At 65.4% G+C, this 16,310-nt stretch carries 16 protein-coding genes; 7 read left to right on the top strand and 9 right to left on the bottom strand.

Going from position 1 to position 16,310, the window contains the following annotated elements:
- Window positions 1-94: 94 nt before the first annotated feature.
- The 6 genes from OKW28_RS07065 to OKW28_RS07040 form a co-directional block, all read right to left on the bottom strand.
- The gene (locus OKW28_RS07065) at window positions 95-739 is read right to left on the bottom strand and encodes a trimeric intracellular cation channel family protein (RefSeq protein WP_429444336.1); all 645 of its coding nucleotides are present in this window, start codon (window positions 737-739) and stop codon (window positions 95-97) included.
- Window positions 736-2,004 (bottom strand): M20 family metallopeptidase, encoded by a 1,269-nt coding sequence (locus OKW28_RS07060; protein ID WP_429444335.1) that lies wholly within the window; start codon window positions 2,002-2,004, stop codon window positions 736-738. The genes OKW28_RS07065 and OKW28_RS07060 overlap by 4 nt, the downstream gene beginning before the upstream one ends.
- 56 nt (window positions 2,005-2,060) lie before the next feature.
- Window positions 2,061-2,516 (bottom strand): MarR family winged helix-turn-helix transcriptional regulator, encoded by a 456-nt coding sequence (locus tag OKW28_RS07055; protein ID WP_429444334.1) that lies wholly within the window; start codon window positions 2,514-2,516, stop codon window positions 2,061-2,063.
- 108 nt (window positions 2,517-2,624) lie between these two features.
- Complete coding sequence (locus OKW28_RS07050; protein WP_429446882.1) at window positions 2,625-3,959, bottom strand: MFS transporter; 1,335 nt, start codon at window positions 3,957-3,959, stop codon at window positions 2,625-2,627.
- Window positions 3,960-4,016: 57 nt separating this feature from the next.
- Window positions 4,017-5,501, bottom strand: a complete 1,485-nt coding sequence (locus tag OKW28_RS07045) for an amidase (RefSeq protein WP_429444333.1) — start codon at window positions 5,499-5,501, stop codon at window positions 4,017-4,019.
- Between the two features lie 170 nt (window positions 5,502-5,671).
- Window positions 5,672-6,367, bottom strand: coding sequence for a GntR family transcriptional regulator (locus OKW28_RS07040; RefSeq protein ID WP_187610619.1), 696 nt, complete (start codon window positions 6,365-6,367; stop codon window positions 5,672-5,674).
- A 333-nt stretch (window positions 6,368-6,700) separates the two neighbouring features.
- Between OKW28_RS07040 and OKW28_RS07035 the strand changes: the two genes are divergently transcribed.
- On the top strand, window positions 6,701-8,254 hold the full coding sequence (locus OKW28_RS07035) for a hypothetical protein (RefSeq protein ID WP_429444332.1): 1,554 nt from the start codon (window positions 6,701-6,703) through the stop codon (window positions 8,252-8,254).
- A gap of 212 nt (window positions 8,255-8,466) precedes the next feature.
- On the opposite strand, the gene OKW28_RS07030 is transcribed toward OKW28_RS07035, so the two are convergent.
- Genes OKW28_RS07030 through OKW28_RS07020 form a run of 3 tightly spaced genes read right to left on the bottom strand, consistent with a single transcriptional unit; the run spans window position 8,467 to window position 9,423 of the window.
- Complete coding sequence (locus OKW28_RS07030; RefSeq protein ID WP_429444331.1) at window positions 8,467-8,745, bottom strand: 2Fe-2S iron-sulfur cluster-binding protein; 279 nt, start codon at window positions 8,743-8,745, stop codon at window positions 8,467-8,469.
- Between the two features lie 52 nt (window positions 8,746-8,797).
- A complete protein-coding gene (locus OKW28_RS07025; RefSeq protein WP_187610618.1) occupies window positions 8,798-9,118 on the bottom strand; it encodes a hypothetical protein in 321 nt (106 codons plus the stop codon).
- Window positions 9,115-9,423, bottom strand: a complete 309-nt coding sequence (locus OKW28_RS07020) for a 2Fe-2S iron-sulfur cluster-binding protein (RefSeq protein WP_187627150.1) — start codon at window positions 9,421-9,423, stop codon at window positions 9,115-9,117. Before OKW28_RS07020 ends, OKW28_RS07025 begins: the two co-directional genes overlap by 4 nt.
- Before the next feature lie 328 nt (window positions 9,424-9,751).
- On the opposite strand from OKW28_RS07020, the gene OKW28_RS07015 reads away from it, so the two are divergent.
- From OKW28_RS07015 to OKW28_RS06990, 6 genes are all read left to right on the top strand, one after another.
- A complete protein-coding gene (locus OKW28_RS07015) occupies window positions 9,752-10,483 on the top strand; it encodes a TenA family transcriptional regulator (RefSeq protein ID WP_429444330.1) in 732 nt (243 codons plus the stop codon).
- Between the two features lie 105 nt (window positions 10,484-10,588).
- Window positions 10,589-12,049, top strand: a complete 1,461-nt coding sequence (locus OKW28_RS07010; protein ID WP_429444329.1) for an aldehyde dehydrogenase family protein — start codon at window positions 10,589-10,591, stop codon at window positions 12,047-12,049.
- Window positions 12,050-12,105: 56 nt separating this feature from the next.
- A complete protein-coding gene (locus tag OKW28_RS07005) occupies window positions 12,106-12,585 on the top strand; it encodes a GlcG/HbpS family heme-binding protein (protein ID WP_090807607.1) in 480 nt (159 codons plus the stop codon).
- 66 nt (window positions 12,586-12,651) lie between these two features.
- Complete coding sequence (locus tag OKW28_RS07000; protein ID WP_429444328.1) at window positions 12,652-13,668, top strand: 2Fe-2S iron-sulfur cluster-binding protein; 1,017 nt, start codon at window positions 12,652-12,654, stop codon at window positions 13,666-13,668.
- A 52-nt stretch (window positions 13,669-13,720) separates the two neighbouring features.
- The gene (locus OKW28_RS06995) at window positions 13,721-14,665 is read left to right on the top strand and encodes an ornithine cyclodeaminase family protein (protein ID WP_429444327.1); all 945 of its coding nucleotides are present in this window, start codon (window positions 13,721-13,723) and stop codon (window positions 14,663-14,665) included.
- Between the two features lie 6 nt (window positions 14,666-14,671).
- Complete coding sequence (locus tag OKW28_RS06990; RefSeq protein ID WP_429444326.1) at window positions 14,672-16,300, top strand: MFS transporter; 1,629 nt, start codon at window positions 14,672-14,674, stop codon at window positions 16,298-16,300.
- Window positions 16,301-16,310: the final 10 nt, after the last annotated feature.

The following is a 16,310-nucleotide window of genomic DNA, read 5'->3' as shown; positions in this document are numbered from 1 at the left end:
GAATGAACGGAGAAAGCCGGTGGAACGCACGAGACAACGTGGCGCGGCAGCGGTGCTGATTCCGCAAAACGCGAGCTGAAGCGCGCAGGACCCGTTATGGATTGTCGCGCGTCTCGGCCGTGCGTCTGCCCTGGAAGACCGGCAGCCGCCAGCCGTAGCGCAGCGACGCGAGCCGCACCAACACGCAAGCCAACGTCGCGAACCACGGCGTCCACCAGTCCGTCCAGCCCGCGTACGAAAAACCGACCTGCACCGCCGCGCCGAACAGCGCGGCCGATGCATAGATCTCGCGCTCGAGAATCGCGGGTACGCGCGAGAGCACGACGTCGCGCATCACTCCGCCGCCCACCGCGCTGACGACGCCGAGCAGAATCGCGAGTTCGGCATTGTGGCCGTACGCGAGCGTTTTCTGCGCGCCCGATACCGCGAACAGACCCAGCCCGATCGCATCGAAGAACAGCACCGGCTGACGCAGCCGGCGCACCTGCGGATACGCGAGAATCGTCAGCGCCGACGCGGCGAGCGCGGTGGCCAGATAGCGCCAGTTCGATAGCCCCGCGGGCGGGATCGCGCCGATGCACACGTCGCGCACGATGCCGCCGCCGCACGCGACCATGAAGGCGATCACGACGATGCCGAACAGGTCGAGCCGTCGTTGACGCGCGGCGACCGCGCCGCTGATCGCGAACACGAAGGTGCCGATCAGATCGAGAATGGTATAGACGGCGTGTGAATTCACTGAGTAGTTTCGTGTTGGTCGAGCCACGCACCGGCCGCGCACAACATGGCTTCGAGACCCGTGCGCAGGGTCGGGTCGAGCACCGGTGCAAACTTCGGGGAGTGATTGCTCGGAATCTCGTTGAGTTTTTTCGCGGCGAGCGCTTTGCGGAACACCTCGGGGTCCGTGCCGCCGACGAACCAGAACGAGTACGGCACGTTCCATTCGCGGCCGAACACGCTGAAGTCTTCGCTCGCGGCGGCCGGCGGCGATTCGTACGCGCGCTCGCCGAACTGCGCCTCGAACGCGCTGCGCACACGCTCGGTGGTCGCGGCGTCGTTGATCGTGAGCGGATAGCTCGATAGCGTCGTGAATTCGGGTTCGCGCGGCGCGTTCGACGCCGCGCACTCGGCGCAGCAGATGCGGCGGATCGCGCCGAGCATGTACTCGCGCACGTCTTCGTCGTAGGTGCGCATGTTGAGCTTCAGCGTCGCATCGTCGGGGATGATGTTTTCTTTCGTGCCGGCCTGCAGAGAGCCGATGGTCAGCACGGCGCTGTCGCTCGGCGCGATTTCGCGCGACACGATGGTTTGCAGACGCAAGGTCGTCGAGGCCGCCATGATGACCGGATCAATCGACGTCTGCGGTTGCGAGCCGTGCGCGCCGCGGCCGAACAGCTTCACCTTGATGCTGTCACCGGCCGACAGGATCGTGCCGCAGCGATAGCCGACCGTGCCCGCCGCGCCGACCATCACGTGCTGGCCGAGAATCACGTCGGGCTTCGGGAAGCGCGTGGTCATGCCGTCGTCGAGCATGCTGCGCGCGCCGCGGCCGACTTCCTCGCCGGGCTGGAACACGGCCATCAGCGTGCCGTGCCATGCGTCGCGATGCGCGGCCATCAAACGCGCGACGCCGAGCAGCCACGTGACGTGCATATCGTGACCGCATGAATGCGCGACGCCGACTTCGATGCCGTCTTCGTCTTTGGTCCTGACCGTGCTTGCGTAGGGCAGACCGGTCGCTTCGGCCATCGGCAGCGCGTCCATGTCGGCGCGCAGCATCACGGTGGGACCGTCGCCGTTGCGCAGCAGCGCGACGACGCCTGTCACGCCGACGTTGCGCGTCACGTCGTAACCCAGCTTTTCCACGTAGTCGGCGACGATGCCCGCTGTGCGCACCTCCTGCATCGACAGCTCGGGGTGCGCGTGCAGATCTTTGTAGATCACTTCGAGTTCAGGCAGCAACGCGTCGATCGCGGTCGCCATCGTTTCGATCAGCTTCGACATGGAGGGCTCCTTGTTAGCGCGAGCGCAAGGGAAAGCGGCGCAATGCGGATCGTCCGTCAGGATCTCGCAGGCGGCGCGCTTGCGGACCCGCTTTCGAGCAGGCTGTGCGAAAGCTTGCGGAGCAGACGCTCGAGCGTCTTGCGCTCGTTCTCGCTGAGCGCCTTCGTGAGTTCGACTTCAAGTTCGGTGCCGACCGTTTCGGATGCCTGCGCAACTTCGAGGCCTTGCGCCGTGGCGCGCAACGCGATGCTACGGCGGTCAGACGCATGCATGCCGCGCGCGATCAGTCCGCGCGTTTCAAGCTCGGCGAGGATCTTGGAAAGCAGCGTCTTTTCGATCAGCGCGCGTTGCGAAACGGACTTGGGGGTGATGTCGGGCTCCGCGCAGACGAGGCGCAGCACGCGCAGCGCACGCAGGTCGAGATCCCAGCGCTCGCGGTAGACCAGGTTCGCGCGGTTGATCAGCAACGCGCTGGTCAGATCGAGCCTGAAAGTCAGGAAGTCCGAATACAAGAATTTGCTCCGCTGTCTGCGTCATACGCAGTGCAGGCATTATAGGCAAGTAGTTGAAATTTTCAAATACTTGCGTGGACGCCGCCCTGGTGCGAGACAGGGGAAGTGTTAGCGAGCGTCGCGCCCGGAGCCGGATTGGGCCACGCGGGCGGCGACACCCATCGGTTCGATCGAAGCGCTTGAATCGGTCTGCTCGCCGCCGAGCGAATCGAGGCTGATGCCGTTGGTCTCGGGCAGAATCCACGCGGTGACGATCACGCATAGATAACCGACGCCCGCGACCAGCGGAATCGCGGAGTCGAGCGCCATATGACCGGTGCTGAGCCAGCCCACGCCAAGCGGGAACAGCGAGCCGATGACGCGCCCCATGTTGTAGGCCACGCCGTAGCCGGTCGCGCGGATTTCGTTTGGGTAGCTCTCCGAGATCGTCGCGGCGATGCCCGAGAACGTTCCCTGCATCAGCACGCCGAGCAGGAAGCCGAGCACGAGCATCGCGCCGTTCGACGCGGGAATCGCCATATAGGCGAGCGCCATGGAAAACGCGCCCGCCGCGAACACGATATACGTGAGGCGTCGGCCGATGCGGTCCGACGAAAACGCACCGAGCACGTAGCCGACGAACGAGCCGAGGATCATGATCGCGAGATAGGTGCTCGTGCCGAAGATCGACAGGCCGCGTTCGAGCTTCAGATAGGTCGGCATCCACGTCGCGATCGCATAGTAGCTGCCGAGCATGCCGCCCGACAGCAGACTGCACAGGATCGTCTTGCCGGCGAGCGGCCGCGCGCAGACACGGCGTAGTCCTTCCAGCGCGGCGGGCGAGTGCTGTCTTCCGAGCGCGCGCGAGAACGCTTTGGGCTCCTTCAGATCGCGCCGAAGATACACAACCAGCAGCGCCGGCACGATGCCGATAAAAAAGCAGCCGCGCCACGCCCACTCCGCCGGCAGCCACGAAAACAGCACGCTATAGACGATCGCCGCGGCGGCCCAGCCAAACGAATAACTGCTCGCCGCGAAGCCGGAGAATTTGCCGCGATGCGCGGGATTCCTGATGATCTCGGTCACGAGCACCATGCATAGCGACGATTCGCCACCGAAGCCGAGCCCCTGCAGCATGCGAAACAGCGCGAGCTGTAGTGGCGAGTTGGCGAAACCGCACGCGAAGCATGCGAGCGCGAATAGCACGATGGTCCAGCGCAGAATGCGCACGCGCCCGAAGCGGTCGGCGAGCAGGCCCGCGCCGATCGCACCGACGAGCGACGCGATCAGCGTGTAGGTGACGATGCTGCCCGCGACGGCCTTGTTCATGTGCCAGGTCGCGGCGAGCACGGGGATCAGGAACGAGTAGATCATGAAGTCGTACACATCGACGGCATGACCCATGAACGCGCCCGCAAAGGCTTTCTTCTCGTTCTTCGACAGCGATTCGAACCAGACCATGATGGAGGACTCCGGGCGAGGATGAGGTGGCGGCTGGCGCCTCGAGAATGCGAGTAGGTGTTATAGCGGTGGCGCGACGAACGACAGTCCCGCCTGCTCGAGCAGCGCGGCCACCCGCAGCGAACGCAGGTCGTGATAGAGCGGCCCGACGATCTGCACGCCGATCGGCAGGCCGTCCGCGGTCGTGCCGGCGCGGGCCACCGTCGATGGCAGGCCGCACAGACCCGAGTGGCCGGCCCAGAACAGCTGGGTCGTCATCGGCTGCGGGCGGCCGTTGACGTCGAGCGTGCGCTGCCACGGCGCCCCGGTTTCGTCGAGCGTGAAGGCGGCGGTCGCGGCGGCGGGGCACAGCAGCACGTCGATCGTGCCGAACAGCTCGCGCCATGCTTCGCAAAACGCGTCGCGCTGCTTTTGCAGCAGCAGCCAGTCGCGGTGACGCAACGCGGTGCCCGCGTATTGCAAGGCGGCGTACGACGACGCGTCGGCGGCCACGGCGGCGCTTGCTGTGAGCGCGGCGGCGAAGGCGTCGTCGTCGAGATAGTGCGAGGTCGACGCGCGCAGCAGCAGCACGTAGGCGCGCATCAGTTGCGCGGCGTCGAGCGCGGGGCGCGCGTCCCAAACCACCGTCGCACCGGCGTCTTCGAGCTGCCGGCCAAGACGCGTGAGGCACGCCTCTACCGGGCCGTCGACGTCGGCGAGCGGATGATTGGCCAGTACGCCGAAGCGGAATTCACGCAGGTCCGTGCGCTCGCAGGGTGGCAGTGCGAGCCTCAGCGCGCTCGCGGCTTCGCCGGCCGGACCGGCGATCGCGCCGAGCACGAGTTCGAGGTCGCGCGCCGAGCGCGCGAGCGGACCCGCGACGTTGATGTCGGGCTGCGCCATGCCGCCGCCGATGCCATGGCCTTTCAGCGACACGATGCCATGCGTGGTCTTGTGCGAGAAGACGCCGCAGAAATGCGCGGGGTTGCGGATCGATGAGCCGACATCCGAGCCGACGTCGAAGAATGACATGCCCGCGCAGACGGCCGCCGCGCTGCCACCCGACGAACCGCCCGGCGTGCGGGACGGATCGCGCGGATTGCGGGTCGTGCCGTAGAGGTCGTTATAGCTTTGCCAGTCGCGCAGAGAGATCGGCACGTTGGTCTTGCCGAGCAGCACCGCGCCCGCGTCGAGCAGGCGTTGCACGACGTCCGCATGGGCACTCGCGATGTTCTCGCGATGCGCGGGGTCGCCAAGGGTCGTCGGCCAGCCGCGGACGTCGAAAGATTCCTTGATCGTAAACGGAATGCCGTGCAAGGGGCCGCGCAGCCGCCCCGCGCGCCGTTCCTCGTCGCGTGCTTCGGCGGTGGCGTAGGCGGCGTCGAAATCGGATACGACGACCGCGTTCAGCAGGCCGTTGTCGACCTCGAATGCGGCTTCGCACGCGGCGACGAGCGAGACGGCGTCGATCTCGCCGGCGCGCATGTCGTGCGCGGCCTGCTGGACAGTGGCGTAACGGTAGCGCTCCGCCTGACTGGCGGCGGGTGGGGAGGAGCTTGGCGTCATGAAAGGCCTGAGAGGGCGATTGATGAGCGGTATGTTGTATACCGTCTATCGCCAAATTCAGCCTGTCAAGTGGCTTGCAGCGTAGTCGACGAAATTATCGGGTGGCGTGAGGCGAGCGCGGTGGCGTGTGCCGCGCCTCGCTTCCTATGCCGCGCGTTTCAAAGGCCGTTTCAACGCGCATTGTTCGCCAGATAGTGCTGGGCGGCGCGCATCACATGCCGCTCGGCGAGCAGCGCCGACAGCGTCGCATCGCCCGACTGCACCGCGCGCAGGATCGCGGCGTGTTCGTCCCAGGTCTGGCGGACTTCCGCATCGCTCGCGTTCGTGAACAGCATGCGCGTGCGGTCGCGCAACGAGCGCATCAGGTCGCTCAGAATCGTATTGGCCCCGGCCGCGTAGAGCAGGTCGTGAAAACGCGCGTTGAGTTCGAGCAGGCCGGCCGTCTCGCCGGCGTCGACTTTTGCCTTGCCTTCGGCGAGCACCTGTTCGATCTGGCCGACCAGCTCGGGCGTTCGATGTTCGGCGGCGAGCCGGGCGTTGAGTCCCTCGAGCGTCGCGCGGATCTGGATCATTTCGCGTGCCGCCGACGGCTGCAGCGACGCGACCACCGCGCCGTGCCGTGGCCGCACTTCGACGAGGCCTTCCGAGGCGAGCGCGCGCAGCGCTTCGCGTACCGGCACGCGCGAGACGTCGAGCTCCTGGGCGATGCGTCCTTCCACCAGCCGCTCGCCGGGCGCGTACGTGCCCGAGACGATTGCTTCGCGCAGCCGCGCGGTGACGAGATGCGACAGCTGCTGATGCATGATCGGCGCGCTCGATTGCCCCTGTGCGCCGCTTGCCGCGGTCGTGTCCGCTTCGGTCTTCATAAGGATCTCCAACCTGTGTTGCTGATGGCGTGTGATGCAAGCGATTTTACCTCAGTGCACGTGGCGAATACTGTAGACCTTATACGGAAATACCCGGCTCGGCCTTGTCTGGCGGGGCATTGAAGCACGCGCCGCGCTTCCTCGCGGCTACCGGGAAAGGCGGGATTTCTGCTGCCGCTCGATTCTTCTGCTTTGAAATGCCCCAGCGAATGCGGGTAAACGTCAAGCAAACAGCCGTTGATCCGGTTTTATTTCGTACATAGTATACCGAATGGTTATCTCAAATCAGCCGCATCCACCCGCGCTCGCAGGTCCGCGCAGTCAGGAGAAGCAATGGAATCTCACGTCGTTCTAACGTCGGCGCACTGGGTTTACCTGTGTGGTGTCGTCTCTATCATCGCGACGCTGGTGTTTCGCGCCAATGTCGTCGCGCCCGCGATTCTCGCGACCTTCGCCACCGTCTTCGCGTTTTCCGGCCAGGTGTCGACCGCGATCGAAGCGGTGTTCTTTGCGCCGCTTACGGCGGCGCGCGAGCTGTTCAATATCTTCCTCGTGATTTCGCTGATGACCGCGTTGCTCAACGCGCTGAAACGGATCAACGCGGATGTGCGCATGGTCCAGCCGTTTCGCGCGGTCATGGTCAACGGGCACGTCGGCTTCTTCGTGCTCGGCTTCGTGAGCTACGTGTTGTCGCTGTTCTTCTGGCCGACGCCGGCCGTGCCGTTGATCGCCGGCATTCTGCTGCCGGCCGCGATTTACGCGGGCGTGCCGCCGCTGGGCGCGGCGTTGTGCATCGGCATCGCGGGACTCGGCACGGCCTTGTCGTCGGATTACGTGATCAAGGTCGCGCCGGGCATCAGCGCGAAAGCGGCCGCGGTCGCGATGCCGGACGTTGCCGACAAGGCGCTGCTGCTGTCGCTGATCACGGGCGGCATCGCGTTCCTGATCGCCTATCTGCGTATCCGCAAGCAGATCCAGGCGCCCGATGCGCGCCATCTCGAACGCTGGGAAGCGACCCAGGTCACGGCCAATGCCGTTGTCACGCCCGCGGCCGGCACGGGTCGCGCGCGCATCCGGCGCGGCAAACCGCAGCATGCGTCGGTCGGCGACGGCGGCCAGGTCAGCGGCGCGAGCGGCTCGCGGGCGTTGTTGTCGTCGCGCGACCTGTTGACGCCGTGGCAGGAGCGCTGGTCCCGCTGCTTCGCGATCGTGATCCCCGTCGCCTTTCTCGCGATCGTCGCCTATATGGTGTTGCCGCATCTGATCCCCGGCTTCAAGGGCGCGAGCGGTGCAGCGGCCGCGGCGCTCGTCGGCGGCGTCTCCGCGTTGCTGATGGTGGCGGTAGCCGCTGCGCGCGACTATCGCGCGATCTGCCGCAGCACGGCCGAGCACGTCACCGAGGGCTTCGTGTTTTCGTTTCGCGCGATGAGCTCGGTGCTGCCGATTGCGGGCTTCTTCTTCATCGGCGTGGCCGGCACCGCGGCGCCGATCCTCGGCTTGCCCGCCGGTACCCATGCCCCCGGCCTGCTTGCCGATCTCGTGAAAGCGGGCGAGGTCTACATTCCGCACAATGCGTTCTTCGTCTCGTACGGCATTCTGCTGGCCGGCATGGTGACGGGCATCGACGGCTCGGGCTTCGCCGGTTTGCCGTTGACCGGTGCGCTGGCGGGCGCGCTCGGCCGCACGGTGGGCTTCGACGTGTCGACGCTCGCGGCGATCGGCCAGATGGGTTCGGTGTGGACCGGCAAGACGCTGACCGCATGGTCGGCGCTCGCGGCGGTGGCGAGCTTCGCGCGTGTGCCGGTGTTGCAGGCGGTGCGCTATCTGTTGCTGCCGGTGGTGTCCGGCCTGGTGGTGTCGACGTTGGTGGCGATTCTGATCTGGTGATGGGGGGCGGGACGCGCGTGTCGTCCGCGCGGTTTTTGCCGGGCCTTGCGCGTTGGTTTGCCGATGCGCAAGGCCTTGGCGGTTTGATCGCCGGCGCGCTTTGCCCGCGAGTTGCGGCCTACGTTTTACGCCTCGCAACGACAAGCAAAAACGCCGGCTTCAGTGCATCGAAGCCTGCGTCCCGGTTTGACTCACTACGTTGTGTTGCTAACTCACCATGACACGCTGACGTTGCCATTGACGAAAGTCTGACAGGCCATCCGATAGCCAGCTTTGATTTCGTCTTCGCTCAGATGGCGTTTTTCCTTGTCCTTCACGTTATCGGTATGTTCGATGCCGTGTTCGACCTTGCATTTGCAGGTGCCGCACAAGCCGCCGCCGCATTTGAACGGAATGCCGCCTTTTTCGCGCAGCGAGACGCGCAGCAGATTGCTGTTGGGCGGCGCGCTCACCGACTTGCCGTCGTTGCTGAGGAAAGTAATCTGGATCATTCGGAGGCTTACGTATTGGGTTCGGAGAGGAGGGGATGAAACGGCGCGGCAACTAGCGCGGGGTCAGTTGCGCGGCGCCGTTGCCGTGGCCCGCGAGCTGCCGCAGCGACTCGAGCGCGGCTTCAGGCGTCGCGAATTTTTCGAGGAACCTGGTGGGAACGAGATTGACCGCCGACGGTGTGGCTTCGTCGATCACCCTGATCTTCGTTTCTTTCATGAGCGCGGCGATGACGAACGTGGCGATATGCCGGCCGCCGTAGAGGTAGTCGAAGGTGGCGAGCGGCACGATGCCTTCGGTCGCCTCGGTGCGGTACTGGCCGGGCTTGCTCGTCAGGATCACGTGCGTGCCGGCCGCGACGGAGCGCGTATTCATGCTGCCTGCTCCAGATCGTCCTGCGCGAGTTCGATGTCGTGCTCGATCCATAGTTGGCACGCGAGGCGATAACCCTGCGCAAGCCGCTCGCCGAGCTGTTTTTTTTCCTTCCAGTTGGGCTCGGGCAGATACTGCGCGCCGGACATCACGCGGCACGCGCACTTCGAGCACTTGCCCATGCCGCATTCGTAGCGCAGATGCGGAAACGGGAATTGCTTGATGCCGGCGCGCACGACGAGGTTGGTGTTCTCCTTGACCTCGCCCTGATGGGTCGCGCCGTTTTTGTGAAATACCACTGTTGGCATAACGCTCTCCGTGATTCACTCGGATCTAGTGTAGTCGAAAAAAAGAGAATATAGTATACCGTATACTACCGGATGGTGCCTCGGCGAGTGCCGAAGACAGCGGCAGTTGGCGCGCATATAGGTCCGCTTTTCCCGGGTTTCCGCGGAAAGGCCGCAATGAAGCGGCGCGTAGACGGAGCGCTTTCCCTCGAACGATTTGCGCAATTCAGGCATTGTAGTATACAGTATTCATTAACCGAGCTACACTAGCTCAACTATTCCTTCCGTGCCCGACGGCATTCGGGCTTTCGACAACGCCAACCTTTTCCCTACCTGTCAGGAGCTTGAAATGGCTGAATTGATGAACCGTGATGACTTCCGCGCCGCGCTCGAGGAAGCCATCAAAGGCAAGAGTGCGAACAAGGCGCCGTTCAGCATCGCGTGGGCGAGCGGCAAGCTGAGCCGCGCGCATCTCGCGCGCTGGGCCGAGAACCACTATCACTACGTGGGCCCGTTCGCCGACTATCTGGCCTATATCTATGCGCGCACGCCGGACCGCTTCACCGAGGCTAAGGACTTTCTGCTCGCCAACATGTACGAAGAGGAAATCGGCGGTGACCGTCATACCGATCTGCTGATCCGTTTCGCCGAAGCGTGCGGCACGACGCGCGAGCGCGTGATAGATCCCGACAACATGTCGCCGACCACGCGAGGCCTGCAGGCATGGTGTTATTCGGTGGCGATGCGCGAGGACCCGATCGTCGCGGTCGCGGCGCTCGTCGTGGGTCTGGAATCGCAGGTGCCGTCGATCTATCGCAAGCAGACGCCGACGCTGCGCGACAAATACCAGTTCACCGACGAGGAAGTGGAGTTCTTCGATCTGCACATCGTGTCGGACGAGATTCATGGCGAGCGCGGCTATCAGATCGTGCTCGAACATGCCGACACGCCCGAGTTGCAGCAACGCTGCCTGAAGATCTGCGAGATCGGCGCGCAGATGCGTCTGCTTTATACGACCGCGCTCTATTACGACTACGTCGAGCAGGACCTGGCGCTGCCCGAACTCGAACTCGCGAGTTGAACCCGCGGCGGCGCGCGCAACGCGGCGCCGTCTTCCGTTGGCATCGCCGCGAGCCAGCCGGCCGGCATGGCGCCGGCCATTGCGGCAACAGCACAGGTACCCGTCATGAGCAATCCGGCAACACCAGAGTTCAAGAATCTCATCGCGGGCGAGTGGACCGCCAGCGTGAGCGGCGGCACGTTCGACAACGTGAATCCCGCCGATACGCGCGACATCGTCGGCCGCTTCCAGGCGTCTTCGGCCGAGGACGCGCGCGCCGCGCTGGCCGCGGCGGCTGGCGCGTTCGCCGCGTGGCGGCGCACGCCGGTCGCGCAGCGCGCGGCCGTTCTCCATCGCGCGGCGGCGTGGCTCGAACAGCATGCGGACGGATTCGCGAACGAACTCACGCGCGAAGAAGGCAAGCCGCTCGCGCAGAGCAGGGACGAAATTCTGCGCTCGGCGCAGGTGCTGCGTTTCTATGCGGTGGAAGGTCAGTCGTATTCCGGCGAGACGTTCCCGAGCGACGATCCCGACATGACCGTCCACACGCAGCGCGAACCCCTCGGCGTCGTCGCCGTGATTACACCGTGGAATTTTCCGATCTCGATCCCGGCGCGCAAGATCGCCCCGGCGCTGATCGCCGGCAATACGGTGATCTTCAAACCGTCGTCGGATGCGCCGCTGATCGGCTACCGGCTCGCCGAAGCATTCGCGCAGGCGGGAATTCCGTCGGGTGTACTGAATTTCATCACGGGACGCGCGTCGGAAATCGGCTCCGTCATTACCGCGTCGCCGGTCGTCAGGGCCGTGTCGTTCACCGGTTCGAGCGCCGCTGGCGAACAGATTCATCGCTCCCTACCGCTGACCACGCGCACGCAGATGGAACTCGGCGGCAAGAACCCGCTGATCGTGATGGACGACGCGGATCTCGACCGCGCCGTCGACCTGACGATCAAGGGCGGCTTCTCGCTGACGGGCCAGGCCTGCACCGGCACGAGCCGCGTGCTGGTCATGCAGAGCGTGCGCGATGCGTTCAGCGAGAAACTGCTCGCTAAAGTGAAGACGCTCAGGATCGGCAGCGGCCTCACGCCCGGCATGGACATCGGCCCGCTCGCGACCCGGACGCAGCTCGACACCGTGCTCGACTACGTGGCCTCCGGCAAGGCACAGGCCACGCATCTGTACGGCGGCGAGCGCCTGAGCGGCCCCGATTACGAGCACGGCTATTACGTCACGCCGGCGATCTTCACCGACGTGACGCAGGACATGCGTATCTGCCGCGAAGAAATCTTTGGGCCGGTGATCGCGATCGTCACCGTGACCAGCTACGAGGACGCGATCGCGAAGGCGAACGACACCGAGTACGGGCTCTGCGCCGCGATCGTCACGTCGAATCCCCGCCACATGCATCGCTTCGCGGACGACATCGAGGCGGGCACCGTGAAGATCAACCGCACGACGACGGGCAACGCGATCAACGCGCCGTTCGGGGGGCTCAAGCGTTCGAGCACGTCGACGTTTCGCGAATCGGGGCGTGGCGGTCTCGAGTTCTATACGCAGATCAAGACGGTCTATCGCGGCATCTGAGCGCGGCGAGATCAGCTGTCCGAATCAATGAATCAATCAACAATGAGGGGGTTGCAATGAAACAGATATTTCGCCTGGAACTGGCCGAAGCGCGCGAAATGATCCGCGCGGCCATCGGCCGGGCGCAGCAGATCGACGTGCTCGAATCGGTCTGCATCGTCGACGAGGGCGGCTATCCGCTCGCGCTCGAACGGATGGACGGCGCGCGCATCACTGGGCCGCAGATTGCGTGGAACAAGGCGTTCACGGCAGCCGGTCACAAGCGCTCGACGCATCTGTTCACCCAGCCGCCCAACGGTCCCGCGTTGCCGGGCAACGAAGCGTTCGGCATTCAATGGAGCTTCGAGGGTAAGTTCGCGGCATTCGTCGGCGGCTTTCCTGTTGTCGTCGATGGCCAAGTGGTGGGTGGTGTGGGCCTGAGCGGCGGCAACGGCGAGCAGGACACGCAGTGCGGCCTCGCCGCTTTGCAGGGGCTGCACGATCTGCTCGCGGCGCAAGGGCATAGCGTGCTCGTGGAAGCCGACATCAAGAAATGATGCCACGGGCCGCCGGTGCATGCCGGCGGTCCTGCCGTTCGCATCGCATCGTCATGAGGTGGCGTCATGTCATACCGGATTCAGGTGCTCGAAACAGGAGCGTGCTTCAGCGCCGAGCGCGACGAATCGCTGCTCGCCGCCGCGCTACGCGCGGACGTGCCGCTTGCGCACGATTGTCAGTTCGGCGGTTGCGGCACGTGCCGCGTGAAAGTGCACGAGGGGACGCTCGACTACGAGGAGTTTCCGCTCGGACTCACCGAGGAGGAGGCGCGGGCGGGATTTGCGCTCGCGTGTCAGGCGCGGCCGCGCAGCGACATTGTGATCGGCGCGGGCCATGCCGGTGCGCCGACATCGGAGCCGGCGCGTCATACGGTGCGCGTCGAAGCGGTACGCTTGCTGGCGCACGACGTCACGCACCTCACGCTCGCGCTTCCAGAGGACGCCGAAATGATTTACCGGCCCGGTCAGTACATGAACGTGATGCTCGAAGACGGTAGTCATCGCAGCTTTTCGATGGCATCCGCCGCGCGCGCGGGCGGCCTCGTCGACTTTCATGTGCGGAAGATCGCGGGCGGCCGGTTCACCGATCGAGTAGTGGCGCAGCTCAAACCGGGCGACCGCCTCGACGTGGAGCTGCCGCTCGGCGGATTCCGACTGCACGAAGAGGACTATCGTCCGTTGCTGATGGTCGCGACCGGCACCGGCCTGGCGCCGGTGAAAGCGATGCTCGAATCGCTGATGGATGATCCCGATTGCCCGCCCGTCACGCTGTACTGGGGCGCGAGAACGGCCGACGGCCTGTATCTGCATGACGAAATCGGCCGCTGGGCGGAGCGTCTCTACGAGTTCCGCTATGTGCCGGTGTTGTCGCGCGCGGACACAGCATGGAGCGGGCGGCGCGGCTATGTGCAGCATGCGGTGTGCGAGGACCATGCGGACCTGTCGGAGCACGCGGTCTATCTGTGCGGCTCGCCCGCGATGATCGCAGAGGCGAAGGCCGCCTTCATCGCGAAGGGCGCGAGCGTCGATCATCTGTACTCGGACAGCTTTACGTTCCAGCACGCCGCAGCGGCGCTCGTGTAGCGCGCGGCGGCGCGCCATCCAGTCATCAGATTCGCACAAGGAAGCATTCTCCATGATTCATCTGAACGACGCGCAGATCGATGCGCTCGTGGGTTTCGACGAAGCGATCCCGACGCTCGAGCAGGCGTTTCGCGCACTGTCGCGGGGACGCGCGGCGGTGCAGCGGCGCGTGCGCACCGAAGCGGGCGGCTTGAAGCTATCGACGCTCGGCGCCGTGTTGCCCGAAGCTGGCGTGACCGGCGCGAAGGTGTACACGACGATCAACGGCCGTTTCTCGTTCTCGATCGTGCTGTTTTCGACCGACGACGGCCGCCCGCTCGCCACGCTCGACGCGAACGCGCTCACGCGAATCCGCACGGCCGCGACCACGGTGCTCGCGGTGCGAGCGCTCGCCCGCGAAGATGCGCGCGCCGTCGCGATTTTCGGCACCGGCGTCCAGGGGCGCGCGCATGCACAGGCGCTCGCCGCGCATACCGGTTTGCAGTCGTTCAGAATCGTCGGCCTCGATAACGTGGTGCAGGTCGTCGACGAACTCAACGCGCGTCACCGTGCGCGCGGCGTGAAGGCCACCGCAGGCGAAGCCGCCGAGGCGGTGCGTGATGCCGACGTGATCGTCACCGCGACCCGCGCGACCGGTGCGCTGTTCGATGGCGCGACGCTTGCGCCCGGTGCGATGGTCGCGGCCATCGGGTCGAGCCTGCCCTACACGCGCGAGCTCGACGATACGACGCTCGCGCGCGCGTCGCGCATCGTGGTTGAACTGCATGAACAGGCAAGGGAAGAGGCCGGCGACCTGGTGCAGGCCGCGCCCGGCACGTTCGACTGGCGCAACGTAGTCGAACTCGGCGACGTGCTGGAAGGGCGCGCCAGCGGACGCGTGCGGTCCGAGGACATCGTCGTCTACAAGGCGGTCGGCATCGGCTTGCAGGACGTTGCGCTCGCCGGGCTCGCGTGGCGCAAGCATGTCGCTCGCGAAGCGGCCGCACAGCGCGCCTGAACGCCGATGAGCAACGGCACGCCACCCGGCGCCATACCGCACGGGACATCGCCGCCCACCACGGCCCGCTCGTTCCGTCAGTCGCTCTTTGCGATGCTTGGCTTGTCGAGCGTCGTGATGATGGTCGCGATCGATCAGACCGTGGTCGGCACCGCGTTGCCTACCATCGTCGCCGAGCTGAAGGGCTTTAATCTCTATGCGTGGGTCGCGACCGCGTATCTGCTCGCCTCGGTCATCACGGTGCCGATCTTCGGGCGGCTCGGCGACTGGTTCGGACGCAAGCCGTTGATCGTGATCGCGATCGTCGTGTTCACGGCCGCGTCGGTGCTGTGCGGTGCCGCGCACAGCATGCAGGCGCTGGTGCTGTTTCGCGCGTTGCAAGGGATCGGTGGCGGCATGCTGGTGGGCACCTGCTTCGCGTCGATTCCCGATCTGTTTCCCGATCCCGTCGTGCGTTTGCGCTGGCAGGTGCTGTTTTCGAGCGCGTTCGGCGTCGCGAATGCGGTAGGGCCTTCGCTGGGCGGCTTTCTGAGCGAGCACTACGGCTGGCGCTCCGCGTTTTTCGTCAACCTTCCGGTCGGCGTGCTCAGTCTTTATCTGACTGCCCGACATCTACCGAACATTCGCCATCAACTGCGCGGCAAGCTGAGCCCGGACTGGCGCGGCGCATTGTTGATCGCCGCCGGACTCGGTGCGTTGCAACTGCTCGTCGAATCGCTCGCGCAGCAGACGCTGAAGGTTTCGACGATCGCGTTCGGCGTGGTGGCATTGAGCGCGGGCGCGCTGCTCATGCGCGAGGAACTGCGCGCGGCCGATCCGATTCTGCCGCCGGCGTTGCTGCGCGAGCGGGCCATCATCGCGTTGCTCGCGTTGTCGATGCTGATGGGCTTGGCGATGTTCGCGCTGCTGTTCTATGTGCCGTTGCTGCTGCAAGGCGGCATGGGTCTCAACGCGGATCGCGCCGGGGTGATGGTGACGCCGCTCGTGCTATGCATCACCGTCGGCACGATCGCGAATACGCGCGTCGTCACGCGTCTGCGTAAGCCCAACTTGCTGCTGTACGTCGGCTTCGCGTTGCTGGGCGTGGCGTGTTGGGGCGTCGCGGCCGAACGCATGGAGACCAGTCATGCGTTGATGGCCGCATTGACTGCGGGCGGCGTAGGGATCGGTCTCGTGATGCCGAATCTGACCGTGTTTGCGCAGCAGGTGGCGGGCAAGCGTCAGCTTGGCATTGCGACCGCTATGATCCAGTCGGCGCGGATGGTGGGCGGCATGATTGGAACGGCCGTGGTCGGCACAATCGTGCACGTGCTGTATCGCCAACGCGTGGCCGATGTTTTGCAAGGGCACGGTATCGATACGGACGCGCCGTGGGTTGCGCCCGCCGCGCACAGCCCGCAACTACTGCTGACGTCTCGCGACGTCGCGACCTTCATTCGCGATGCTCACGCGGCAGGGTTCGACGGCGACGCGCTGATCGCCGCGGCGCGCGTCGCGCTCGTGCAGGCCATCGACCACGCGTTGCTCGCGGTGAGCGCGGCAATGGTGCTCGCATGCCTCGCCGTGTCGCTCGTGCCGCTGATTCGCGTGCAGCGATTGGGACGCGAGGTCGCGTCAGTCGCAGTAAGCGAATGAGCGCTGGTGC

It is taken from the genome of Paraburkholderia sp. 40 (assembly GCF_050434105.1).
Lineage (GTDB): Bacteria > Pseudomonadota > Gammaproteobacteria > Burkholderiales > Burkholderiaceae > Paraburkholderia > Paraburkholderia tuberum.
This window is presented reverse-complemented; position numbering and strand designations above follow the sequence as displayed.

Bases quoted from the DNA above. Each gene is read 5' to 3' on its own strand.
- OKW28_RS07060 (WP_429444335.1), bottom strand. From the start codon at position 2,004: ATGTCGAAGCTGATCGAAACGATGGCGACCGCGATCGACGCGTTGCTG.
- OKW28_RS07045 (WP_429444333.1), bottom strand. From the start codon at position 5,501: ATGACGCCAAGCTCCTCCCCACCCGCCGCCAGTCAGGCGGAGCGCTAC.
- OKW28_RS07040 (WP_187610619.1), bottom strand. From the start codon at position 6,367: ATGAAGACCGAAGCGGACACGACCGCGGCAAGCGGCGCACAGGGGCAA.
- OKW28_RS07035 (WP_429444332.1), top strand. From the start codon at position 6,701: ATGGAATCTCACGTCGTTCTAACGTCGGCGCACTGGGTTTACCTGTGT.
- OKW28_RS07030 (WP_429444331.1), bottom strand. From the start codon at position 8,745: ATGATCCAGATTACTTTCCTCAGCAACGACGGCAAGTCGGTGAGCGCG.
- OKW28_RS07025 (WP_187610618.1), bottom strand. From the start codon at position 9,118: ATGAATACGCGCTCCGTCGCGGCCGGCACGCACGTGATCCTGACGAGC.
- OKW28_RS07020 (WP_187627150.1), bottom strand. From the start codon at position 9,423: ATGCCAACAGTGGTATTTCACAAAAACGGCGCGACCCATCAGGGCGAG.
- OKW28_RS07015 (WP_429444330.1), top strand. From the start codon at position 9,752: ATGGCTGAATTGATGAACCGTGATGACTTCCGCGCCGCGCTCGAGGAA.
- OKW28_RS07010 (WP_429444329.1), top strand. From the start codon at position 10,589: ATGAGCAATCCGGCAACACCAGAGTTCAAGAATCTCATCGCGGGCGAG.
- OKW28_RS07005 (WP_090807607.1), top strand. From the start codon at position 12,106: ATGAAACAGATATTTCGCCTGGAACTGGCCGAAGCGCGCGAAATGATC.
- OKW28_RS07000 (WP_429444328.1), top strand. From the start codon at position 12,652: ATGTCATACCGGATTCAGGTGCTCGAAACAGGAGCGTGCTTCAGCGCC.
- OKW28_RS06995 (WP_429444327.1), top strand. From the start codon at position 13,721: ATGATTCATCTGAACGACGCGCAGATCGATGCGCTCGTGGGTTTCGAC.
- OKW28_RS06990 (WP_429444326.1), top strand. From the start codon at position 14,672: ATGAGCAACGGCACGCCACCCGGCGCCATACCGCACGGGACATCGCCG.